General features: G+C 47.8%; 20 protein-coding genes. 6 read left to right on the forward strand and 14 right to left on the reverse strand.

Annotated features, from left to right (window positions below):
• Positions 1 to 9 precede the first annotated feature (9 nt).
• Positions 10 to 1,656 (forward strand): glucose-6-phosphate isomerase, encoded by a 1,647-nt coding sequence (gene pgi, locus C8D85_RS15330; RefSeq protein ID WP_133564361.1) that lies wholly within the window; start codon positions 10 to 12, stop codon positions 1,654 to 1,656.
• Between the two features lie 290 nt (positions 1,657 to 1,946).
• Positions 1,947 to 4,247, forward strand: a complete 2,301-nt coding sequence (locus tag C8D85_RS15335) for a bifunctional diguanylate cyclase/phosphodiesterase (protein WP_133564363.1) — start codon at positions 1,947 to 1,949, stop codon at positions 4,245 to 4,247.
• A gap of 7 nt (positions 4,248 to 4,254) precedes the next feature.
• Here the strand turns inward: C8D85_RS15335 and C8D85_RS15340 are convergent, their stop codons facing one another.
• From C8D85_RS15340 to C8D85_RS15370, 7 genes are all read right to left on the reverse strand, one after another.
• A complete protein-coding gene (locus C8D85_RS15340; RefSeq protein ID WP_133564365.1) occupies positions 4,255 to 4,983 on the reverse strand; it encodes an SDR family oxidoreductase in 729 nt (242 codons plus the stop codon).
• A gap of 169 nt (positions 4,984 to 5,152) precedes the next feature.
• Positions 5,153 to 5,629, reverse strand: coding sequence for a transcription elongation factor GreA (greA, locus tag C8D85_RS15345; protein WP_133564367.1), 477 nt, complete (start codon positions 5,627 to 5,629; stop codon positions 5,153 to 5,155).
• Positions 5,629 to 8,847 (reverse strand): carbamoyl-phosphate synthase large subunit, encoded by a 3,219-nt coding sequence (gene carB / locus C8D85_RS15350; RefSeq protein WP_133564369.1) that lies wholly within the window; start codon positions 8,845 to 8,847, stop codon positions 5,629 to 5,631. Before carB ends, greA begins: the two co-directional genes overlap by 1 nt.
• Positions 8,848 to 8,864: 17 nt before the next feature.
• Positions 8,865 to 9,995, reverse strand: a complete 1,131-nt coding sequence (gene carA / locus C8D85_RS15355) for a glutamine-hydrolyzing carbamoyl-phosphate synthase small subunit (RefSeq protein WP_133564371.1) — start codon at positions 9,993 to 9,995, stop codon at positions 8,865 to 8,867.
• Positions 9,996 to 10,245: 250 nt separating this feature from the next.
• Positions 10,246 to 10,797, reverse strand: coding sequence for a DJ-1 family glyoxalase III (locus C8D85_RS15360; RefSeq protein ID WP_133564373.1), 552 nt, complete (start codon positions 10,795 to 10,797; stop codon positions 10,246 to 10,248).
• Positions 10,798 to 10,809: 12 nt separating this feature from the next.
• Entirely contained in the window at positions 10,810 to 11,280 is a 471-nt protein-coding gene (gene rimI / locus C8D85_RS15365) for a ribosomal protein S18-alanine N-acetyltransferase (RefSeq protein WP_133564375.1), read from the reverse strand.
• Positions 11,277 to 12,110: a hypothetical protein gene (locus C8D85_RS15370; RefSeq protein WP_133564377.1), complete on the reverse strand. Its 834-nt coding sequence runs from the start codon at positions 12,108 to 12,110 to the stop codon at positions 11,277 to 11,279. Before C8D85_RS15370 ends, rimI begins: the two co-directional genes overlap by 4 nt.
• A 180-nt stretch (positions 12,111 to 12,290) precedes the next feature.
• Here C8D85_RS15370 and C8D85_RS15375 point away from each other — a divergent pair, with 180 nt between their 5' ends.
• Both C8D85_RS15375 and C8D85_RS15380 read left to right on the forward strand, forming a co-directional pair.
• Positions 12,291 to 13,079 carry a transporter substrate-binding domain-containing protein gene (locus tag C8D85_RS15375; protein ID WP_133564379.1) on the forward strand — a complete coding sequence of 263 codons (789 nt, stop codon included), beginning with the start codon at positions 12,291 to 12,293 and terminating at the stop codon, positions 13,077 to 13,079.
• A gap of 26 nt (positions 13,080 to 13,105) precedes the next feature.
• Positions 13,106 to 13,897 carry an amino acid ABC transporter permease gene (locus C8D85_RS15380; RefSeq protein ID WP_244937034.1) on the forward strand — a complete coding sequence of 264 codons (792 nt, stop codon included), beginning with the start codon at positions 13,106 to 13,108 and terminating at the stop codon, positions 13,895 to 13,897.
• 48 nt (positions 13,898 to 13,945) lie between these two features.
• On the opposite strand, the gene thiL is transcribed toward C8D85_RS15380, so the two are convergent.
• From thiL to nrdR, 7 genes are all read right to left on the reverse strand, one after another.
• A complete protein-coding gene (gene thiL / locus C8D85_RS15385) occupies positions 13,946 to 14,896 on the reverse strand; it encodes a thiamine-phosphate kinase (protein ID WP_133564384.1) in 951 nt (316 codons plus the stop codon).
• A gap of 65 nt (positions 14,897 to 14,961) precedes the next feature.
• Positions 14,962 to 15,441, reverse strand: a complete 480-nt coding sequence (nusB, locus tag C8D85_RS15390) for a transcription antitermination factor NusB (RefSeq protein WP_133564387.1) — start codon at positions 15,439 to 15,441, stop codon at positions 14,962 to 14,964.
• A complete protein-coding gene (gene ribH, locus C8D85_RS15395) occupies positions 15,441 to 15,920 on the reverse strand; it encodes a 6,7-dimethyl-8-ribityllumazine synthase (RefSeq protein ID WP_133564389.1) in 480 nt (159 codons plus the stop codon). Before ribH ends, nusB begins: the two co-directional genes overlap by 1 nt.
• 15 nt (positions 15,921 to 15,935) lie before the next feature.
• Positions 15,936 to 17,075, reverse strand: coding sequence for a bifunctional 3,4-dihydroxy-2-butanone-4-phosphate synthase/GTP cyclohydrolase II (gene ribBA, locus C8D85_RS15400; RefSeq protein ID WP_133564391.1), 1,140 nt, complete (start codon positions 17,073 to 17,075; stop codon positions 15,936 to 15,938).
• 32 nt (positions 17,076 to 17,107) lie between these two features.
• A complete protein-coding gene (locus C8D85_RS15405; RefSeq protein ID WP_133564394.1) occupies positions 17,108 to 17,776 on the reverse strand; it encodes a riboflavin synthase in 669 nt (222 codons plus the stop codon).
• Positions 17,776 to 18,912 (reverse strand): bifunctional diaminohydroxyphosphoribosylaminopyrimidine deaminase/5-amino-6-(5-phosphoribosylamino)uracil reductase RibD, encoded by a 1,137-nt coding sequence (ribD, locus tag C8D85_RS15410; protein WP_133564396.1) that lies wholly within the window; start codon positions 18,910 to 18,912, stop codon positions 17,776 to 17,778. The genes C8D85_RS15405 and ribD overlap by 1 nt, the downstream gene beginning before the upstream one ends.
• A gap of 3 nt (positions 18,913 to 18,915) precedes the next feature.
• Entirely contained in the window at positions 18,916 to 19,392 is a 477-nt protein-coding gene (gene nrdR / locus C8D85_RS15415) for a transcriptional regulator NrdR (RefSeq protein WP_133564860.1), read from the reverse strand.
• A gap of 165 nt (positions 19,393 to 19,557) precedes the next feature.
• Between nrdR and C8D85_RS15420 the strand changes: the two genes are divergently transcribed.
• Positions 19,558 to 20,463, forward strand: a complete 906-nt coding sequence (locus C8D85_RS15420) for a DMT family transporter (RefSeq protein WP_133564399.1) — start codon at positions 19,558 to 19,560, stop codon at positions 20,461 to 20,463.
• Between the two features lie 115 nt (positions 20,464 to 20,578).
• On the forward strand, positions 20,579 to 22,240 hold the full coding sequence (ettA, locus tag C8D85_RS15425; protein ID WP_133564401.1) for an energy-dependent translational throttle protein EttA: 1,662 nt from the start codon (positions 20,579 to 20,581) through the stop codon (positions 22,238 to 22,240).
• Positions 22,241 to 22,243 lie beyond the last annotated feature (3 nt).

Here is a 22,243-nt window from a genome sequence, read left to right on the forward strand (position 1 = left end):
GAGATTGTCATGAGCTCACCAACGCAACACTCCGCGTGGCAAGCGCTGGCGCAACATCAGCAGGAAATGGCTTCAGTAAAAATGACTGAGCTGTTCGCTGATGACTCGACACGTGCCGAGTCTTTCAAAGCATCCGCGGCCGGATGGACACTGGATTACTCTAAGAACCGTGCCAACGCCAACACCATGAAACTGCTGCTTGAACTGGTTGAACAAGCGGGTATGAAATCTGCTATCCAAGGCATGTTCCACGGTGACCACATTAACAATACGGAAGATCGTTCTGTGTTACATGTGGCCCTACGCGCAAGCCAAGCTCAAGATTCTCTAATGGTCGATGGTGTCAATGTTCTAGAAGAAGTACGCAGCACCCTAAATCAGATGGAAAAGTTTGTCGCGCAATTGCACAGCGGCGAATGGAAAGGCTACACTGACAAAAAGATTACCGACGTCGTTTCCATCGGTATTGGTGGCTCTTACCTTGGTCCAAAAGTAGTGGCTGAAGCCCTTACGCCTTACAAGAAAGACGGCATCAAGGTTCACTTTGTTGCGAACATTGACGGTTCAGACATTACAGAGAAGTTGAAGCTGCTTAATGCTGAGACCACCGTATTTATCGTCTCTTCGAAATCATTCGGCACCTTAGAAACCCTTTACAACGCCAACGCCGCCCGCGCTTGGTGTATTGATCAAGGCGTGCCAGATGCAGACATCAAGAAACACTTTGCAGCAGTCAGCTCCAATGTCGAAAAAGCCGTTAAATTCGGCATGGCAGAAGAGAACATTTTCCCTATGTGGGACTGGGTTGGCGGACGCTACTCACTATGGTCTGCTATCGGTCTTCCAATTGCAGTAGCAGTTGGTATGGACAAGTTCTATGAGCTGCTAGATGGCGCTCATGCCATGGACCAACACTTCAAAACAGCCCCACTTGAAGAAAACCTTCCGGTGATCATGGGTGCACTCGGTGTGTGGTATAGCAACTTCCATAACGCTCAAACCCACGCTCTGATTCCATACGACCACTACCTACGCGCAATGCCTGCACACATCCAACAACTGGATATGGAAAGTAACGGCAAAGCCAATTTACTTGACGGCTCAGGCGTAGCAACTGACACAGGCCCAATTATTTGGGGCGGTGCCGGCACCAACGGTCAGCATGCCTATCACCAGCTTTTACACCAAGGCACACGCCTTGTACCAGTGGATTTCATTGCACCATTGAAAACCCACAACCCTGTTGCAGACCATCATGCACAGCTGTTTGCCAACTGCCTAAGTCAGTCACAAGCACTGATGGTGGGCAAAAGCTTAGAACAAGCTGAGAAAGAGCTGCGTGATGCGGGTGCAACGGAAGAACAAGTGGCTGCTATCGCACCGCATAAAGTGATTCCTGGCAACCGTCCAAGCAACACCCTGCTAACAGAGCAACTGACGCCGTTCACTACAGGCTCTTTGATTGCTTTATACGAGCACCGTACCTTTGTTCAAGGCACTATCTGGGGCATCAACTCCTTCGACCAATGGGGTGTAGAGCTGGGCAAAGTGTTGGGCACCGACATCTACAATCGATTAGTAAGTGATAGCGATAATTCTATGTTAGACGCTTCTACTCAAGCACTAATTGACGCGTTCAAAAAAGCTCAGTCCTAAACTTAGGCACTACCCCAACCTTATAAAACACCAGCTACGGCTGGTGTTTTTTTTCATTCCACCCTCCTTAACGGCACACCACAAAGCTTTACGCAATCCCATAAAAAGCGCTTTAAACAAAGTGGTTGTTTCAAGCTCGAGAGTCTATATTTGACTTAATCTATTAAAGATTTGCTTTATAAGTGACAGCAGGGATGCTCAAGCACTAGATGAGATGCTTGTTATCTCTGTATCAATTTTCAATTCGGTCACTTGTCTATATTCGATTAGTAATTCTAAGTGAGGCGTGAATGGATTTAGTCAGAAAGAATATCTGGACAGTATTTTATCTAACCGCCACCATTTGGTTAGTATTTTTTGGTATTTCGGCTTCTGTTACTTATCAAAACATCAACAATGGATACACCGCAGAACAAAAGAAACTCATGTCTCTGACGGCTAATTCCATACAGTCCACTTTACACCAGTATGAAGTTTTGCTCGATCTAGTAGCCAAAGAAGTGATCGCCTATGGCGAGCTAGGTGACAAGAACACTATTCAGAAGGTAATGGATTCCGTCGTAGAAGTAGATGATTCCATGCTTGGGGTTGGCCTATTTCTTCCTCATGGCGACGTCTATGTTGCTTCATCTGGCGTAACACTACCAAAAAATTTCAACATACTCTCTCAACCAGAAAATCGTGACAGCTTCCAACAAACACTGGAATCAAACAAAATGGTGCTGGGGCGCACTTACCGCAGCGAAGTGTTGGACAGCATCGCATTCCCCTTGCGCAAATCTGTTATTGATCTCGATGGCAACGTGCTATTCGTACTGTCCACTGTCGTCGATATTTCGAAGGGGTTTAAATTCTTCTTCGAGGGCGAGAGTAATCAAAACAACAGCAATCTTTATCTATATCGTGGCAAGGACAATTACTTTCAGATTGTTCTTTCCCATGATCAGCTTGATCCTGAGATATACAACTATCAGATTCCTCAAACACGCCTTGATCAGGCCTTCCGCTCATTAGAGCAGAAGAAAGGGCTGACTATTGAGGAAATTAAAGCGAACGAACTGGAAGTGATTACCTCCAGTGTGCAACCTGGCCCTAGTAGCAAAGCGATAAGCCGTTACTTATCTGAATACGATCTGTGGGCCGAAGTTAAATTTGATGACAGCTATGTTATGAGTCTGTTCCTCAAAGAGTTGCAAGTACTCATTGGAGTGTATGGCAGCTCATTATTACTCATCTATCTGTTGTTCAGAAATGTAGCAAACAATGAAAAACGCATTAAACAAGCGTTAGAACACCAAGCTAATCATGATTACTTAACAGCACTGCACAACCGTTTCTATTTAGATAAACAACTCGCCACGATGAAAAAGGGTGATTTGTACTATCTAGTTTTCATCGATTTGGACAATTTTAAAGCCATCAACGATGGCTATGGTCATGAAATCGGCGATCAGGTGCTGTGCTTGGTAGCAGGAAGATTAAAGTCTTTAGTCAGTCCACAAGACGTCCTAGTACGTTATAGCGGCGATGAATTCATCATTGTGGCATTTGATAAAAACGAAAGTGGTATTAATTCATTCTGTAAGGCGGTTCAGAACAACTTAGCTGAGCCAGCGTTAATCGGTGATTATCGCTTTGTACTAAGTGCCAGTATCGGCATCGCCGCTTTTCCAGATGATGGGCAAGACCTTGATGAGCTAAAGCGTTATGCAGACCTTGCCATGTATGAAGCGAAGAAAACTCGCAACACCATTACTTTCTTTAGAGAAGACTTTAAGCAAGCTTATAAATACCGTGCACAAATGGAGCAAGAGCTGAAGAAAGCTTTGCTACAAAACGAGATGTACATGGTATACCAGCCGCAAATTAGCCGCGATGGTAACTCTTTTGGGGTAGAAGCCCTAGTGCGCTGGGAAAACGAGGTCCTTGGATTTGTACCGCCTGATAAGTTCATCGCTGTTGCAGAAGCCTGCGGCCTCATGCTGCCAATCGGTGAATTTATCATTGAGCAGACTTTCAAAGACATGAAAATGATCCATCAGGAAACCCATATTCCAGTCAGTGTTTCGATAAACATTTCTGTACGTCAGTTCCAGCATGATGAGTTTTTTGACAAGCTCATAGAACTCATAGAAAAGCATAGTTTCATCCACTTGGAGCTTGTTCTTGAAGTCACAGAGAACCTCTTTATCGATGATGTGATTGGCATACAGCAATTGATGGAAAAAATCCGTAAAAAGGACATCCGCATTTCTCTAGACGACTTCGGTACTGGTTATTCTTCTTTGAGTTTGCTGAATCAACTGCCGATTGATGAACTCAAAATAGATAAGAGTTTTGTCGATGACATCACTACCAACAGCAACACACTCGCCATGGTGGAAGGCATCATTGCCATTGCCAGAAGATTAAACATCACCACCGTTGTTGAAGGGGTAGAGACAGATGAACAGAAACAACTCTTAGCCGATTTGCAGTGTGATATTTTCCAAGGCTACCATTTTTCAAAACCACTCAAAGTCGACGACCTTAAAGCGTTTATATTGGAAAACAAAGACTTGCTAACCGGCGCTAAGGGAAGCTCGCTGTAAAGTACGCCTACAGATCGAAGTTAGTTGGCATCACCACCACATCACGGATCGTCATACCACGTGGTCTTGTTAGCATAAATAAGATGATCTCAGCAATCTCTTTGGCTTCGACTAGACTACCTGACGCTTTGGCTTCGTCCAGTTTTTCTTGTGGCCAGTCATCCAGTAAAGCGGTAATCACTGGTCCTGGCGAGACGGAGCCGATTCGAAGCCCATCTTTAAAGACCTGGCGGCGAGTGGTTTGTACAAAGCAATCGATAGCCCATTTGGATGACGCATAGACGGGCTCCCAAGGGGTTGGGAAATGTGCTGCAAGCGAGCTGGTGACAATGATGTCGCCCGTTTTATTCGGTGACATATGCTTAATCACATCTCGAACGTTTTTCATCACCACATTGATATTCAGGTTTAGCATACGATCTATGTCATCAGGATCGGCATCCACTAAGTCACCACCAACATAAAGGCCCGCATTGGCATGAAAAATGTCCAGCGTCCCATTTAATCGCTCAAGAATACCTGGCATGAGGGTTTTACACGCTTGCGTATCAAGTAGGTCGATCACTAATGGAATCGCTTTATCGTAACCTGTACAAACTCGCTCTAGGGCTTTGGCATCACGGTCCACAAGCACCACCGTGGCCCCTGCCTCAAGCAAAGCTTTTGAACTAGCCCAACCAATACCTGATGCAGCACCAGTTACTGCCGCATTTTTTCCTTCAAGTGAATAGCCCATACCTAAACCCTTTTTTATTCTTAGCAATGTTATGTGTGCCTCTATTATCAGCCTCTTGCCCCCTAAGGTTATGCTACTAAAACCGCAAGAAGTAATGCTTTTTTGAGCACACATAAAAAAACGCCAAGAAGTTTCCCTCTTGGCGTTTTTATACTAGCCGTTTAGATGACTAGATGTGTTCAACCGTTTCGATTTCATAGACCACTTCACCAGCAGGAATCTTAATCGCAACTTCGTCGCCTTCCATTTTGCCAATGATTGCTTTCGCAATCGGTGAAGCGTAAGAGATCTTCTTCGCTTTCACATCAGACTCATCATCACCCACGATTTTGTAAGTAACCGTCTCTTCGGTATCCACATTGAACAACGTCACTGTGGTGCCAAAGATCACTTTACCTGTGTGTGGGATCGTCTTTACATCGATAACCTGTGAGTCAGAAAGCTTGCCTTCGATCTCAGAGATACGACCTTCACAAAAGCCCTGCTCTTCACGAGCCGCGTGGTATTCCGCGTTCTCTTTCAGGTCACCGTGCTCACGTGCTTCCGCAATGTCTGCGATCACACGTGGACGAACAACTGTTTTCAAGTGGTTAAGCTCTTCACGTAAACGTGTTTCACCTTCCACTGTCATCGGTACTTTTTTCATTATTTCCCCGAATGCAAATCTTGTAGTCTTCTGACTGTGATTTCTTCATTCTTACGGCTGATTGCTAGGCTAGTTGCTTCCGCGCCCGCTAGGGTCGTGGTGTAACAAACTTTGCCTTGAAGCGCTGTACGACGAATCACAGAAGAATCTGCAATCGCTTGCGTGCCCGATGTCGTGTTGATGATGTAAGCGATTTCGCCGTTTTTCAGCATATCAACGATATGTGGACGACCTTCGTTTACTTTGTTTACTTTCTTCACTTCAACGCCACTGTCAGCAAGGAACTTCGCTGTACCACCTGTAGCCACTAGATCAAAACCTAGTCCAGCCAAACGCTTCGCTACTTCAACCGCTCCTGGTTTGTCTTGGTCACGTACAGAGATGAAAGCACGACCTGATGTTGGCAATACAGTACCACCACCTAGCACAGCCTTACCAAAGGCTTCGGCAAAACTATCGCCAACACCCATCACTTCACCCGTAGATTTCATCTCAGGGCCAAGAATTGGGTCAACACCTTGGAATTTGTTGAATGGGAAGACTGCTTCTTTCACACTGTAGTAATCAGGAATCACTTCCTCAGTAAAGCCAAGTTCAGCCAATGTCTTACCAGCCATCACTAGAGCAGCAAGCTGCGCTAAAGAACGACCGATACACTTAGACACGAACGGTACCGTACGTGATGCACGAGGGTTAACCTCGATTACGTAAATTTCACCGTCTTGAACTGCTAACTGAGTGTTCATCAGACCGATTACACCAAGCTCAAGTGCCATACATTTGATCATTTCACGGATTTCGTCTTGGATATCCGCTGGCAATGAGTATGGAGGCAAAGAACATGCAGAGTCACCAGAGTGAACACCCGCTTGCTCGATATGCTGCATGATACCACCGATTACTACCTGCTCACCATCAGAGATACAGTCGATGTCGATCTCGATTGCTGAGTTTAGGAAGTGGTCTAGTAGTACTGGGCTGTCGTTTGACACTTTTACCGCAGACGTCATGTAACGAGTCAATTCTTTCTCGTTGTAAACGATCTCCATCGCGCGACCACCAAGTACGTATGAAGGACGTACAACCAGTGGGTAGCCGATTTCAGCTGCTTTTACGATCGCTTGTTCCGTTGAACGTACAGTCGCGTTCTTAGGCTGCTTGTAGCCTAGGCGCTGAATCATGCTTTGGAAACGCTCACGGTCTTCCGCACGGTCGATTGCTTCTGGTGTTGTACCGATAATTGGCACGCCTTCGTTTTGTAGAGCACGAGCAATCTTAAGCGGTGTTTGACCACCAAACTGTACGATCACGCCTGTTGGTTTCTCAGTACGAACGATTTCTAGCACGTCTTCAAGCGTTACTGGCTCGAAGTACAGACGGTCAGAAGTATCGTAGTCAGTCGAAACAGTTTCAGGGTTACAGTTAACCATGATGGTTTCGAAACCGTCTTCACGCAGACCTAGGGCCGCGTGTACACAGCAGTAGTCGAATTCGATACCTTGACCGATACGGTTAGGACCACCACCTAGGATGATCACTTTTTCTTTGTCGCTTGGTGCAGCTTCACACTCGTCTTCGTACGTTGAGTACATGTACGCAGTGTTTGATGCGAATTCAGCCGCACACGTATCTACGCGCTTGTACACTGGGTGTACATTAACTAGGTAACGACGCTCACGAAGAGACTTCTCAGTGACACTTAGTAGAGACGCAAGACGTGCATCAGAGAAACCTTTGCGTTTCAGACGACGCATGTAGTCATAATCAAGATCCGCAAGACCTGCGTTTTCAAGCGCTTGCTCTTCTTTGATTAGGTCTTCGATTTGTACAAGGAACCATGGATCAACGCCGGTTACTTCGTACACTTCGTCAACGCTCATGCCTGAACGGAACGCATCACCGATGTACCAAATACGGTCTGCACCAGGTGCTTTCAATTCGCGCAGCAACTTCTCTTTGCTGCTTTCGTCAGCAAGATCAAGTTGAGGGTTAAAGCCATCAGAACCTGTTTCCAGACCACGCAATGCTTTTTGCATAGATTCTTGGAACGTACGACCGATTGCCATCACCTCACCAACCGACTTCATCTGAGTTGTCAGACGGTCGTTTGCTGTTGGGAATTTTTCGAATGTGAAACGAGGAATCTTCGTTACAACGTAGTCGATTGAAGGCTCGAAGCTCGCTGGTGTTAGACCACCAGTGATGTCGTTTTGTAGCTCATCAAGGGTGTAACCGATCGCCAATTTCGCAGCAATCTTAGCGATTGGGAAACCTGTTGCTTTAGACGCTAGTGCAGAAGAACGAGATACACGAGGGTTCATCTCGATCACGACTAGACGACCAGTCTTAGGATCCATACCGAACTGTACGTTCGAACCACCTGTTTCTACACCGATCTCACGCAATACCGCCAAAGAAGCGTTACGCATGATTTGATATTCTTTGTCAGTCAGAGTCTGAGCCGGTGCAACGGTGATCGAGTCACCTGTGTGAACACCCATGGCATCGAAGTTTTCGATCGCACAAACGATGATACAGTTATCGTTTTTGTCACGAACCACTTCCATCTCGTACTCTTTCCAACCGATTAGAGATTCGTCGATTAGAAGCTCGTTAGTTGGAGAAAGATCAAGACCACGAGTACAGATCTCTTCAAACTCTTCCATGTTGTAAGCGATACCACCACCGGTACCACCCATTGTGAAAGATGGACGAATGATACATGGGAAGCCTACTTCGTTTAGCACACCAAGTGCTTCATCCATGTTGTGCGCGATACCCGCACGCGGACATTCTAGGCCGATTGCCTTCATCGCTTCGTCGAAACGGTGACGGTCTTCCGCTTTATCGATTGCGTCTGCTGTCGCACCGATCATTTCAACATTGTACTTTTCTAGTACACCGTGACGCTCAAGATCTAGGGCACAGTTCAACGCTGTTTGACCACCCATAGTAGGAAGAACGGCATCTGGACGCTCTTTCTCGATGATCTTTTCAACGGTTTGCCACTCGATCGGCTCGATGTAGGTTGCATCCGCCATAACAGGGTCTGTCATGATGGTTGCAGGGTTCGAGTTCACAAGGATTACTCGGAAGCCTTCTTCACGAAGGGCTTTACAGGCTTGCGCACCTGAGTAGTCAAATTCACAGGCCTGACCGATGACAATCGGGCCAGCACCTAAGATTAAGACGCTTTTTATGTCAGTACGTTTTGGCATAGTCTTCTCGTTCTCGCTTAGGCTTTCGTTGCTTTGATGTTTTCAATGAACTGATCGAATAGCGGCGCCACATCGTGTGGACCAGGGCTTGCTTCAGGGTGACCCTGGAAGCTAAACGCTTTCTTATCAGTACGCGCAATACCTTGTAGAGAACCGTCAAACAATGATTTGTGAGTCGCTTCAAGATTTGCAGGCAACGTTGCTTCATCTACGGCGAAACCGTGGTTCTGGCTGGTAATCATGACACGGCCAGATTGGATGTCTTGCACAGGGTGGTTTGCACCGTGGTGACCAAACTTCATCTTCACCGTTTGCGCACCGCTCGCTAGAGCAAGCAACTGGTGTCCTAGACAGATACCGAAAACGGGAATTTCAGTTTCTAGGATCTCTTTGATCGCAGTGATCGCGTAATCACATGGCTCTGGGTCACCAGGACCATTCGATAGGAAAACACCATCTGGTTTAAGAGCTAGCACATCGCTTGCTGGTGTTTTCGCAGGTACAACTGTCAAGCGGCAACCTCGCTCAACAAGCATACGCAAGATGTTCGTTTTCACGCCGAAGTCGTACGCCACTACGTGGAATGGGAATTCGGTTGGCGTTGTGTGACCGTTTACAAGATCCCAAGTAGACTCCGTCCACTCGTAAGATTTCTCAGTTGTCACTTCTTTGGCTAGATCCATGCCTTTCAAACCAGGGAAAGCTTTAGCTTGTGCAATGGCTTCCTCTTCGTTGATGTTGTCACCAGCCATAATACAGCCAGCTTGTGCGCCTTTTTCACGCAGGATACGAGTCAGTTTACGCGTATCAATATCGGCGATACCTACAACACCCTTGCGCTTAAGATAAGCATCAAGAGATTCTTGTTTACGCCAGCTGCTTGCTAGCAAAGGTAAGTCGCGGATGATCAGGCCCGAGCACCATACTTGGTTAGATTCTTCATCTTCGGCGTTAACGCCAGTGTTACCAATGTGAGGGTAGGTCAAAGTGACCATTTGTCGAGCGTAGGAAGGGTCGGTAAGAATTTCTTGATAACCGGTCATAGAGGTGTTAAATACAACCTCTGCGGTTGAGGAGCCATCTGCCCCGATCGACACTCCTCTGAATATTGTGCCGTCTTCCAGAGCAAGAATCGCTGATGTTGCCAAAGGAACCTCCCGTTAGAGCCTATTTTAGGTTGCAAAAAAGCGAGGTAAACTCGTGGTCCACCTCGCTTTCTTAAAATCATGCTGATGTCGTAGCAAAACTACTGCTATTTGATGAGCCGCTACGGCTAAATAAATCTGGCCAATTTTACTCTTATATGACGATAGCGTCCATATAAAAGACCCTATTAAACTGTAAACTTTGGCGATTTTTAGCCGTTTTTAGCTGACCATTTAGACAAGATTAAAACAATTAGCAAAGCAGGCCTTGTGCGACTTCCTGGGTTTTCTCAATCCCCTGAAGGTTCGCCAAAACAGCCAATGAGAATGCCATCGCCATCGCTGGCCCTTGTCCCGTAATGATGTTGTCGTCCATCACGACAGGTTGATCCGCAATGTACTCAGCTCCCTTCAGACCCTCTTCGAAGCCTGGGTAACAGGTTGCTTGTTTGTCCATAACAAAACCGTGTGTACCAAATACTACTGCTGGCGAAGCGCAGATAGCAGCGAGCAATGCATCTTGAATATCATGTTTTTCAAGCATATCAATCAGCAGTTTGCAGTCTCGCAAATGCTCTGCTCCAGGCATACCACCTGGTAGAACAATAGCGTCATACATGTGCTCAGCCACATCGGTTAACAACGCGTCCGCTACGATTTTCGTACCATTCGCTGCCTGGATTTGCTTTTCTTCATGGACACTCGCCACGGTGACTTCCGCACCACCACGACGCAGCACATCAATGATGGTGATTGCTTCGATATCTTCACTGCCATTGGCAATTGGAACTAATACAGTCGTCATGGATTCTCTCACTTATTTCAATTTGCATGTCATGAGGACCGCGTGTTCACTGCCGCCCTCATCTAAAGGATAATAATTTTTGCGGATACCCACTTGCTCAAATCCAAGTAGCAAGTAAAGCTTTATCGCACCAAGATTAGACTCTCGCACTTCCAACAGTGCTTCTTCACAGCCCTGCTGCTTCGACCAATCCAGCCATTGCTCTAATAAGGCTCGCCCTAACCCTTGTCGACGTCGATGAACGTCCGTTACCACCAGCTCAAGCTCTGTTTGTTCAAACATCATCGATGCCGTGAGCCACCCCACCGCTTGTCCAGAGTCTCTACATTCTAGAAGCCAATTATGGCGACTGTGTAACGCTTCTTCGATCAAAGAAAGTCGCCACGGATGAGGATCAGAAGAGTTTACTAAGTCGTAGATAGCTGTACTGTCCGCTTGGGTAGCCACACGTAAAACAGGCACCGAATGTTGATCTTGAATCATGATGAAAAGCTCGACTGCATCACGCCCCACGCTTCCTTACGAAGCTCAGGTATACGTAACATCTGCGGTAAACTATGGACATTTGCTGTCGGGATATGACGCAACGGGTGCTGTTCATTAAGCTCGTCAAGGTAAGCACGACTTTGCTCCCCTGCGACAATCAACTTAGCGGGCAACGCCGCATCCAGCTGGTTTGCAATAAACTGCTCAAAACCACCCACAGCCCAGTCCACTCGTGCCATCAAATGGCGATTTGTCAGCTTTCCTGGCCATTGAAAGTGAGCCGATTGCCAAGCTGAGATATCTTGTTTAAGCAGTGCTTTAGCAAGACTCAGGGACAGTTTATCTAATGCCTCTTGGTCGGCAAATGAGCGGGGCAAGTCAGTGATGATCAAAAGCTGCTCAGCCAACCAATAGGCACACAAATGCACCGGCATGGGTAAGCGCGCACCTGCGATATCCACCTCAGCGACAGGTGCTTGAATGGGAGCAATCTCTTCCTCAATCGGTTGTAGATCTTCAACAATGACTTCCGGCCCTGCATCAAGCTGTCGACGCAAATTCGCAACCGATGCATCTTTTTGTTTCTCATCTACTGGGACAACAGGGGCAGAAGGTTGGTGGGGCGTAAATGTTTCGTCCTCCATGTCCAATTCAGGGATTGGCATCGAAGGGGAACTGACCGCCACATTTTCAGGCATTTGCCATGGATTCGGGGCCAGCCAGACTGCACCATTAACAGGCTCATCCTGTTGAAACCAACTCACCACACCTAAATCCGCTAAACAGCGTGTTTGAAATGCATGATGTTGAGAAAGTTCGCGTGACACGAGCGGCCCCTTAAGGAGAAAGTGAATGCCCCCGATTATACGCACTCAGCTACCTAAGCGCCAAACAATCCCCTAAACAAGTTTTTTGACCAAAGTGTCAAGATAACGTGGAGCGTCATGCACCAGATGCGTATAATTCTTGCATCCAATTTATCACCCCAATCAATCTATAGGTCCACTATGAAAAAGCCAATCCTAAGCGCAGCCTGCGCCATGCTGCTTAGCCTTGCTATGCCATCTCAGGCAGACACTCTACCCGACCTGAAAGGCCGCACTATCGTAGCCGTTACAGAAAACGCCTACACACCATTAAACTTTGTGGACCCAGAAACCGGTGAAGGCATTGGCTGGGAATACGATGCCTTCAATGAAGTGGCGAAACGCCTAAACGCTAAAGTCGATTGGCAACTTAGCAGCTGGGACACCATGATCCAAGCGGTCAAAGAAGGCCAGTACGACGTGGGGATGGATGGCATCACGATCAATGAAGAACGCGCCGCTCAAATTGATTTCTCAGAACCCTACATGGTGTCTGAGCAATTTATGCTCGTCCGCGCCGATGAAGATCGTTTTACCAATGCCAAACAGTTTGCAGCGGATGATGACCTATACTTTGGCGCACAGCCTGGCACAACCAACTTCTATGTTGCGGTTTACGATGTTCTAGATGGCAACGAAGCCAATCCTCGTATTAGCCTGTTTGAAACCTTTGGCGCATCGGTTCAAGCCCTCAAGACGGGTGACGTAGACTCAGTATTGATGGACAGCACCTCCGCTCGCGGCTACATGGGTGCAAACCCTGGCGCCTTTAAAGTGGTCGGTGATGCCCTAGGTTCCGAAGCGTTTGGCTTTATCTTCACGCCAGGCTCAGACTTAGTTGAGCCTGTAAATGCCGCATTGAAGGCTATGAAAGCAGATGGCACTCTGGACGCACTCAATCAAAAATGGTTTTTTGACTACAACCAGTAACCTTCCACATGGCATTTAAATCCTCTATGCAAAAATTACCATGGTGGCTTGTGGCCACCGTGGTGCTCGCTGCACTGTTAGCTTGGAATATCGTTGCGGATGAAAGCTATCAAAAGATAGCCAATACCTTAGGACAAGGTTTACTAACCACGATCGGCGTGACCCTTATGGCGTTTGTGCTGGCCTCGATCATTGGCCTTCTCATCGCTTTGGCAGGCTTTTCTAAATGGCGTGCTGTAAGAGAATTCTCGCGATTTTATATCGAGATTCTTCGCGGCGTTCCCGTTTTAGTACTTTTGTTTTACATCGCCTTCGTAGGTGCTCCAGAGCTGGTCAAACTTTATAACTGGATGCTGCAATGGCCTATTGAACAAGGTTGGCTGGACAAGGCACGAACTCGAGATTTTACGCTACTTTGGCGTGCTATTTTTGCCTTATCGATTAGCTACAGTGCTTTTATCGCAGAAGTGTTCCGTGCTGGCATCCAAGAAGTCAGTAAAGGACAGATTGAAGCAGCTCAAGCACTGGGATTAAACGGTTGGCAGCGCTTTCGATTGATCATTTGGCCGCAAGCGTTACGTAAAATCCTACCGCCACTGGGTAACGACTTTGTTGCACTTATCAAAGATTCCTCTCTGGTTTCCGTACTCGGAGTGCAAGACATCACCCAGCTAGGTAAAGTGTACAGCTCCTCCACATTTCAGTTCTTTGAAACCTACAACGTTGTCGCGTTTATGTATTTGATTTTAACCCTCAGCCTATCCTTGATGATTCGCGGGTTAGAACAATATTTAAGAAGACACGAGCACAAAAGGTAATGAGCAACACCCTCTTACTCTTAGGTGAGAGGATGTTTGCCAATACAGTTAAAAGTGTAGCCAGCCAGACACATCTCCATCATAGCCTTCTATCTCATAACCAGATTCGGTGATTTCACCGATGCGTGTACAAGGCAGATGTAATGTTTGTAGGATCAACTGAATGTCTTCTCGAGCCGATTTCGGAGCCGTGAAGCACAGCTCGTAATCATCACCACCCGTTAGTGCCAGTATGCGAGCACTGTCCGGCTGCCAATTCATAAGCGCTTCAGAGACAGGCAAGGCATTGAAATCTATTCTCGCCCCTACTCCTGAAGCACGTGTAATGTGCTGCAAGTCCTGACCAATACCATCCGAGATATCCATCATGCTGTGGACGATACGTTTCAAAGCCATCCCCGCAATCAAGCGCGGATTAGGACGCCAAAAGCGTTCATAAAAGTAATCAAAACGCTCAGTATTAACATGCAGCTCACCGGTCACGATCGGCACAGCGGCTGCCGCATCGCCTAATGTACCCGTGACATAAATATCATCACCCACTTGAGCTTGGCTTCTTTTGGGTGTCAGTTCTTGCTCGACGTAACCATGCACTTGCAAGGTAATGGTTAACGGGCCTTTAGTCGTGTCACCACCAACCAATAACAGGCCGATAGGCTCCGCCAATTCCGCCATGCCTTCGGCAAAACCTGCCAGCCATTGGGGATCGGATTCAGGTAAGGTCAAGCCTAGCGTAAAGAATGCAGGTTTTGCGCCCATCGCCGCCAAGTCACTGACACAGGTCGCCACCGCGCGATAACCAATCTCAACAGGGTCTGCATCAAACGGGAAGTGTCGCCCTTCTACCAAAGTATCCATAGAGAACACAAGACTCTGACCTTCCGGCACCATCACTTGGGCACAGTCATCACCAATACCCAACAGGATATCTGAACGACCTTCGGTCTTGGCCATGATCGACGATTGGAATATAGAACGGATTAACTCAAACTCTTGCATCGCTTTTCCTAGGCTAGATAAAAGAAAAGCCATCGTTTGATGGCTTTTCTAAATCGGTATGTCGATTACTTAGCGTTGCGGCGAGCGGCGATTTCTTCGCGACGCGCACGCTGCGCTAGTTTGTCTAAGATACCGTTCACATACTTGTGGCTTTCGCTCGCACCGAACGATTTTGCTAGCTCAACACCTTCGTTGATCGCTACTTTGTATGGTACGTCTAGACGCTCTACCAATTCGAAAGTACCGATACGCAGTGTTGCTAATTCGATCGCATCCAATTCCGCTAGAGGACGGTCCAGGAATACTTCGAATTGCTCATCTAGCGCTTTTGACTTAGACGCTACACCGTAAACCAATTCACGGAAGTAAGTCTTGTCACAGCTGCTCATGTCGTGGTCAACCGAGAACTGAGCTTCAATTTCGTTTACCGATGAGTGGTTCATTTGCCACTGGTAAAGTGCTTGCAATGCAAACGAGCGCGATGCGCTACGTAGTTGTGAGCGTGAAGGTTTCTTTGGCTTTTTCGCCTTGTCTTGATCGCTCATTATTTGCCTTCCAACTCACGTAATACCGCAACAGTTTCTAGTGCAGACAAGGCAGCTTCGCCACCTTTGTTGCCTGCTTTAGTACCGGCGCGCTCAATCGCTTGTTCGATGGTATCCACTGTCAACACACCGAATGAAACCGGTACACCAAATTGCAGCGCTAGTTGACCAAGACCTTTAACACATTCGCCTGCAACGTATTCAAAGTGAGGCGTACCACCACGAATCACCGCGCCTAGGGCAACGATAGCATCGTATTGGTTCTGCTCAGCTACTTTCTTAACCACAACTGGGATCTCAAATGCACCAGGTGCGTAGATCACAGTGATGTCTTCTTTTTTGATACCGTGGCGAACTAGGGTATCGATGGCACCTTCTTTTAAACTTTCTACGATGTAGCTGTTAAAACGGCCAACGACAAGCGCGAATTTTGCGCCAGGTGCTGCGAAATGACCTTCGTAAGTCTTAATATCGCTCATATTTGCCTCTAAACTTTAAACTTGATCGGCACGAATTGGCGTGCCCTTGTATGGAATAAATTCCACGGCTTCTAAGTCAAATCCTGTGACGGAGAATTTTCTTGGTGAGCTTAATAGGCGCATTTTGCTAACGCCTAGGTCACGCAAGATTTGAGACCCCGTACCAACGGTCAAGTAAGTACCTGAACCGCTTTTATCCGAACCCTTACCCGCAGGTGGGTTAATCGTCGCCGCAAAAATCTCAGCAAGGTCTGTTGGGCGATCTAGCGTATCCACCAACACCACCACACCGGAGCCTTCTTTGGCAATGTATTCTAATGCCCCTGACATCGACCATTTCGGTTCACCGTCCGCACTAATGATCCCCGCCACATCACGGGCAGGATCTCGAACATGAACACGAACTAATGTCGGAGTTTCAGGAGAAATGTCACCTTTCACAAAAGCCATGTGGCTTAGGCCGTGAACCGTGTCACGGTAAGTGATCAGATTAAATTCGCCCACTTCAGTTTGGACCTTTTGCTCCGCTTCACGCTTCACAGTGGCTTCGTTCAATGTGCGATAATGAATCAGGTCGGCGATTGTACCAATTTTTATGCCATGTTTCTCGGCAAACTTTTCTAAATCTGGTCGGCGCGCCATGGTTCCGTCGTCATTAATGATTTCGACGATCACAGAGGCTGCTTCATAGCCTGCCATACGTGCCAAATCACAACCCGCTTCAGTATGACCCGCGCGCGATAACACACCGCCTGGGCGCGCCATCAATGGAAATACGTGGCCAGGCTGAACTATGTCCGAAGGCTTAGCATTAGCCGCTACCGCACGTTTAACTGTCAACGCACGATCGGCAGCAGAAATCCCCGTTGTCACGCCTTCTGCTGCTTCGATAGACAGCGTAAAGTTGGTACTAAACTGCGCGCCGTTTTGCGTCACCATTAAAGGCAAATTCAGCTGTTCACAACGCTCTGGCATCAATGTTAAACAAATCAAACCACGGGCATGAACTGCCATGAAGTTAATAATTTCTGGTGTAATGCACTCTGCCGGAACAATCAGATCGCCTTCATTTTCGCGATCTTCATCGTCCATCAGGATGACCATTTTACCTTGACGCATATCCGCCAAGATTTCTTCAATGGTATTAATTGCCATGGTACTTCACCTTATATTCGATATTGAACGCCTTAACGGCGCCCTGTAAACCCATGTTCAGCTAAGAATGCAGCCGTCAACGTAGACTCTTTGCTTGGCACTGACGTTGCTTGCGGAGCAATCAATCGCTCTAAATAGCGAGCGATTTGGTCCACCTCGACATTCACTTTCGTGCCCACCGTGTAGCCTGGCATAATCGTCTCATCCGCTGTGTGAGGCACGATGCTGAGTTCAAACTCGTCATTCTCTAGCCCCGTCACCGTTAAACTAATGCCGTCCACACAAATGGAGCCTTTAAGGGCAATATAACGCATTAGCTCAGGCATTACCTTGACGCGATAGCGAATACTGCGCGCATCCGGCCAAATTGCACTGATTTCCCCAATTGCGTCCACATGACCACTGACAAGATGGCCACCAAGACGGGAAATAGGCTGCAACGCCTTTTCTAAATTCACGGTTTGACCCACCTGCCACTGACCTAAGGTCGTATGGGCTAAGGTTTCTGCTGAGACATCCGCCCAATAACTCGCGCCTTCTAGGCGAGTCACCGTTAGACATACGCCATTAGTGGCAATGCTGTCTCCCAGCTTCACATCGGACATATCCAATGTTTGCGCGTGAATTTTTAGAGTTAGGTCGCCACCTTTGCGCTGCAATTGCGCAACGCGGCCAAACCCTTCAATGATGCCGGTAAACATTATGCGTTTTCTTCCTCACGGTAAATCGGCTGATACACCAACTTAATGTCGTTGCCGACTTTCGCCATGTCTAACAAGTTTAGCTCAACCGCATCCGACATGTGCTCCAGCGGTAAACTTAATAATGGACGTGCTTCAGAGCCCAGAAGTTTTGGCGCCATATAAATCACCAACTCATCCACTAAGCCAGAGTCAAGGAAAGCACCCGCCAAGACTGCGCCAGTTTCCACTAATACTTCGTTGATACCATCGTCAGCAAGTTGCCCCATGGCCTCGACAAGGTCTAAACGACCATCGTCCGCTAACGGTAAAAAGCGCACACCGACTTTTTTCTTCTGCAACGTTTTTAGATGATCTGCTTCGATTTCTTCCTCATCACAGAACACCAAGACTTCGTTGGTGGGATAAAGAATTTTCGCTTCTGGTGGAATCGACAACGCAGTATCCATGATCACGCGCAAAGGCTGACGAACCGCTTTCGTGTCCGCCTCTTGATCGTTCTCATCAATGCGTACAGTCATGCTTGGATTATCCATGATCACCGAGCCAATGCCCGTCACCACTGCAGAACTTTGCGCACGTAGACGTTGTACATCTTGGCGTGCTTCAGGGCCGGTAATCCACTGACTTTCGCCTGATTCCATTGCCGTGCGACCATCGACACTCATGGCCATTTTCACACGCACGTAGGGTAATCCTTCTTCCATGCGTTTGATAAAACCTGGATTGAGTGCGCGGCATTCGTTTTCTAACACTGGCCCCAGCACTTCGATGCCTGCATCAGCGAGCATTTTCAAACCATTGCCCGCCACCTGCGGATTCGGATCTTGCATGCCATATACCACGGTAGCAACACCTGCTTTGATCAAAGCTTCTGCGCAAGGTGGCGTACGGCCATAATGGCTGCACGGTTCTAATGTGACATACGCGGTCGCACCTTTGGCATCCGTGGTTAAGCTTGCAAGAGCTTGCACTTCCGCATGGCCTTCACCCGCCTTTTTATGGAAGCCTTCACCGATGATTTGACCGTCTTTGACAATAACGCAGCCAACACGCGGATTAGGATGAGTGGTATATAAACCTTTACGAGCCAACTGCACGGCACGTGACATAAATTCGTGATGATTAATAGCCATCAACTACTTCTCCTCAGGTGTTTGATGTGCGCCCAGTTCTAAGCGATCAATTTCTTGGCGAAACTCACTGATATCTTTAAAGCTTCGGTAGACCGATGCAAAACGCACATAGGCTACTTGGTCGAGGCGTTTTAGCTCTTCCATCACGGCTTCACCTAACACTCGAGACGCTAGCTCTCGCTCACCAGTTGCCTGAAGCTTTTCTTTGATTCGAGCAATGGCGGTTTCAAGCGCCTCAATACTCACTGGGCGCTTTTCAATCGCTTTGATAATGCCTGAGCGCAATTTGTCTTCATCAAACGGTTCTCGGCTACCATCATTTTTGATGAGCTTTGGCATCTGTAATTCAGCGACTTCGAAGGTTGTAAAACGTTCTTGGCAATGGCCACAGGTCCGACGACGACGGACTTGCGCCCCTTCAGACACCAGTCGAGAATCCAGCACTTTGGTATCTTGTGTACCACAAAAAGGACAGCGCATCTTGGTTCCAATAGTTGGCAAAATTTCGTACGATTCAAGCCAAAACAAGATTGGCTTATGCATGGGCTAAATGATACCAACCCCATCACGCTATGGCTATAAAATGGCCTCGGTTTGCGCATTGCCGTCAATACTATCTGGGCACAAAAAGGAGGCCCAAAGATTATGCCATTTGCCGAGCTTTCAGGATTGCTAGCGGCACTGTGCTGGACGCTTTCCAGCTTACTCGCTCCCACTTTAATCAAACAATTTGGCACCTTCCGCTTTAACACCTTTCGGATTGTCATGGCCGCTTCGATGCTGCTGTTGATCAGTCTCTGGCGAGTGGAAGAGCTAGACCGTTTGGCGCTGTATCTAGGGCCACTGGTACTCTCAGGCCTACTTGGCATTTTGATTGGTGATACGTTTTTGTTCAGTGCGGTACACCGCCTAGGCCCAAGACGTGCCGGGGTACTGTTCGCCATGAACGCGCCCTTTTCGATCTTGCTGGCGTGGCTGTTTTTAAATGAACAACTCTCATGGCAAGAGCTTCTCAGCTGTGCTGTGGTATTAGTCGGCGTCATTATTGCCATTTTATTTGGTCGTCGTGGTCAAACCCACGAATGGGAAACCACCCAAGGTTTGCTCTGGGTGGGCGTATTGATGGGCTTGGGAGCGGCATTATGCCAAGCAATCGGCGCGCTGATCGCCAAGCCTGCGTTGGTCGCTGGCGTCGATCCAATTGTTGCCTCCGCGGTGCGCGTTACCACGGGGGCGGTGGCACTCAGCGCCGTCTACGTATTGTTGTATCGCCCTAAGCATCAAGCAACACTCTCTGATGCTCGCTTATTCCCCATCACAACCTGGTTACGGCTTTTGCTTTTGGCAACGGTCGGCATGGTGATCGGCATGAGTGTTTTAGTCTGGGGGGTTGCCAACGCCAACGTCGGGATTGTCACCACCCTATCCGCTACGGTACCGGTCTTGATTCTGCCTGGCTTATGGATCACCACGAAGAAAATCCCTGCCCTCGGGGCATGGATTGGTGCCTTTTTCGTTGTCGCAGGCGCAGTGGGGATTGTTCTGAATTAAGCGGATATGTGCTATGCTTAGCGCCAAAATTTACGTGTATTTTCATTGATTGTGAGCACCTTAATTAGATTGCTGACGATCAACAGTTTCTTCAACTTAGGACAGACATAACCTTATGGCACAGTTTGTATACAGCATGAACCGCGTTGGCAAAGTCGTACCGCCAAAACGCGAGATTCTTAAAGACATCTCTCTGTCGTTTTTCCCAGGCGCTAAAATCGGTGTTTTGGGTCTAAACGGTTCTGGTAAATCAACCCTGCTTCGCATCATGGCGGGTGTCGACACTGAGTACAACGGTGAAGCACGTCCAATGCCTGGCCTAAAAGTAGGTTACCTTCCTCAAGAGCCTGAGCTAGACCCAACTAAAGATGTACGTGGCATTGTCGAAGAGTCTGTTGCCGATGTAAAAGACGCTCTAGTTCGTCTGGACGAAGTGTACGCAGCGTACGCAGACCCTGATGCAGACTTCGATGCGCTAGCGGCAGAGCAAGCAGAGCTTGAAAACCTGATCACAGCGAAAGACGGTCACAACCTTGATCGCGCCCTAGAAGTTGCCGCAGATGCTCTTCGTCTTCCACCTTGGGATGCGAACGTTGAACATCTATCAGGTGGTGAGCGTCGCCGTGTGGCGCTATGTCGTCTACTGCTAGACAAGCCTGACATGATCCTTCTAGACGAGCCTACCAACCACTTGGACGCTGAGTCTGTAGCGTGGCTGGAACGCTTCCTGAAAGACTACCCAGGTACTGTTGTGGCGATCACCCACGACCGTTACTTCCTAGACAACGCTGCGGGCTGGATTCTTGAGCTTGACCGCGGTCATGGTATTCCATACGAAGGCAACTACTCTTCTTGGCTAGACCAGAAGAATGCGCGTCTTGAAATGGAAGCCAAGCAACAAGCATCGCACAACAAAGCGATCAAGTCTGAGCTTGAGTGGGTTCGTCAGAACGCTAAAGGCCGTCAGTCTAAGTCGAAAGCTCGTCTAGCACGTTTCGAAGAAATGAACTCGAAAGAATTCCAAGAACGTAACGAAACCAACGAGTTGTACATTCCACCTGGTCCACGTCTTGGTAACAAAGTGATTGAAATCGAAGGCGTATCCAAAGGTTTCGATGGCCGCGTATTGATCGAAGACTTCAACATGGTTGTGCCACCAGGCGCGATCGTAGGTGTTGTCGGTGGTAACGGTGCGGGTAAATCGACATTGTTCAAAATGATCGCTGGTATCGAACAACCTGACACAGGTTCTGTGACACTGGGTGAAACCGTACAACTTGCTTACGTTGACCAGATGCGTGAGCTAGATGGCGAGAAAACGGTCTTTGAAGAAATCTCTGACGGTCAGGACATCATCACAGTACATAACTGGAAAGTCCCTGCACGTGCTTACATCGGCCGCTTCAACTTCAAAGGTTCTGACCAACAGAAACTTGTGAAACACCTATCGGGTGGTGAGCGTAACCGTCTGCACCTTGCTAAACTTCTAAAAGAAGGCGGCAACGTATTGCTATTGGACGAACCGACCAACGACCTAGACGTTGAAACATTGCGTGCCCTAGAGGAAGCGCTACTAGCGTTCCCAGGCTCTGCCATTGTTATTTCCCACGACCGTTGGTTCCTTGACCGTGTAGCGACTCACATCCTTGCGTACGAAGGCGACTCTAAAGCCGTATTCTTCGAAGGTAACTACCAAGAATACGAAGCCGACTACAAGTCCCGTACTGGTAAAGACGCGACACCAACACGTATCAAATACAAACGTATCGACGCCTAATCT

It is taken from the genome of Marinomonas communis (genome assembly GCF_004363305.1).
Classification (GTDB): domain Bacteria; phylum Pseudomonadota; class Gammaproteobacteria; order Pseudomonadales; family Marinomonadaceae; genus Marinomonas; species Marinomonas communis.

Excerpts from the sequence above, each read along its gene's own strand:
- pgi (WP_133564361.1), top strand. The coding sequence starts at position 10 with ATGAGCTCACCAACGCAACACTCCGCGTGGCAAGCGCTGGCGCAACAT.
- C8D85_RS15335 (WP_133564363.1), top strand. The coding sequence starts at position 1,947 with ATGGATTTAGTCAGAAAGAATATCTGGACAGTATTTTATCTAACCGCC.
- C8D85_RS15340 (WP_133564365.1), bottom strand. The coding sequence starts at position 4,983 with ATGGGCTATTCACTTGAAGGAAAAAATGCGGCAGTAACTGGTGCTGCA.
- greA (WP_133564367.1), bottom strand. The coding sequence starts at position 5,629 with ATGAAAAAAGTACCGATGACAGTGGAAGGTGAAACACGTTTACGTGAA.
- carB (WP_133564369.1), bottom strand. The coding sequence starts at position 8,847 with ATGCCAAAACGTACTGACATAAAAAGCGTCTTAATCTTAGGTGCTGGC.
- C8D85_RS15360 (WP_133564373.1), bottom strand. The coding sequence starts at position 10,797 with ATGACGACTGTATTAGTTCCAATTGCCAATGGCAGTGAAGATATCGAA.
- rimI (WP_133564375.1), bottom strand. The coding sequence starts at position 11,280 with ATGATTCAAGATCAACATTCGGTGCCTGTTTTACGTGTGGCTACCCAA.
- C8D85_RS15375 (WP_133564379.1), top strand. The coding sequence starts at position 12,291 with ATGAAAAAGCCAATCCTAAGCGCAGCCTGCGCCATGCTGCTTAGCCTT.
- C8D85_RS15380 (WP_244937034.1), top strand. The coding sequence starts at position 13,106 with ATGCAAAAATTACCATGGTGGCTTGTGGCCACCGTGGTGCTCGCTGCA.
- thiL (WP_133564384.1), bottom strand. The coding sequence starts at position 14,896 with ATGCAAGAGTTTGAGTTAATCCGTTCTATATTCCAATCGTCGATCATG.
- nusB (WP_133564387.1), bottom strand. The coding sequence starts at position 15,441 with ATGAGCGATCAAGACAAGGCGAAAAAGCCAAAGAAACCTTCACGCTCA.
- ribH (WP_133564389.1), bottom strand. The coding sequence starts at position 15,920 with ATGAGCGATATTAAGACTTACGAAGGTCATTTCGCAGCACCTGGCGCA.
- ribBA (WP_133564391.1), bottom strand. The coding sequence starts at position 17,075 with ATGGCAATTAATACCATTGAAGAAATCTTGGCGGATATGCGTCAAGGT.
- C8D85_RS15405 (WP_133564394.1), bottom strand. The coding sequence starts at position 17,776 with ATGTTTACCGGCATCATTGAAGGGTTTGGCCGCGTTGCGCAATTGCAG.
- ribD (WP_133564396.1), bottom strand. The coding sequence starts at position 18,912 with ATGGCTATTAATCATCACGAATTTATGTCACGTGCCGTGCAGTTGGCT.
- nrdR (WP_133564860.1), bottom strand. The coding sequence starts at position 19,392 with ATGCGCTGTCCTTTTTGTGGTACACAAGATACCAAAGTGCTGGATTCT.
- C8D85_RS15420 (WP_133564399.1), top strand. The coding sequence starts at position 19,558 with ATGCCATTTGCCGAGCTTTCAGGATTGCTAGCGGCACTGTGCTGGACG.
- ettA (WP_133564401.1), top strand. The coding sequence starts at position 20,579 with ATGGCACAGTTTGTATACAGCATGAACCGCGTTGGCAAAGTCGTACCG.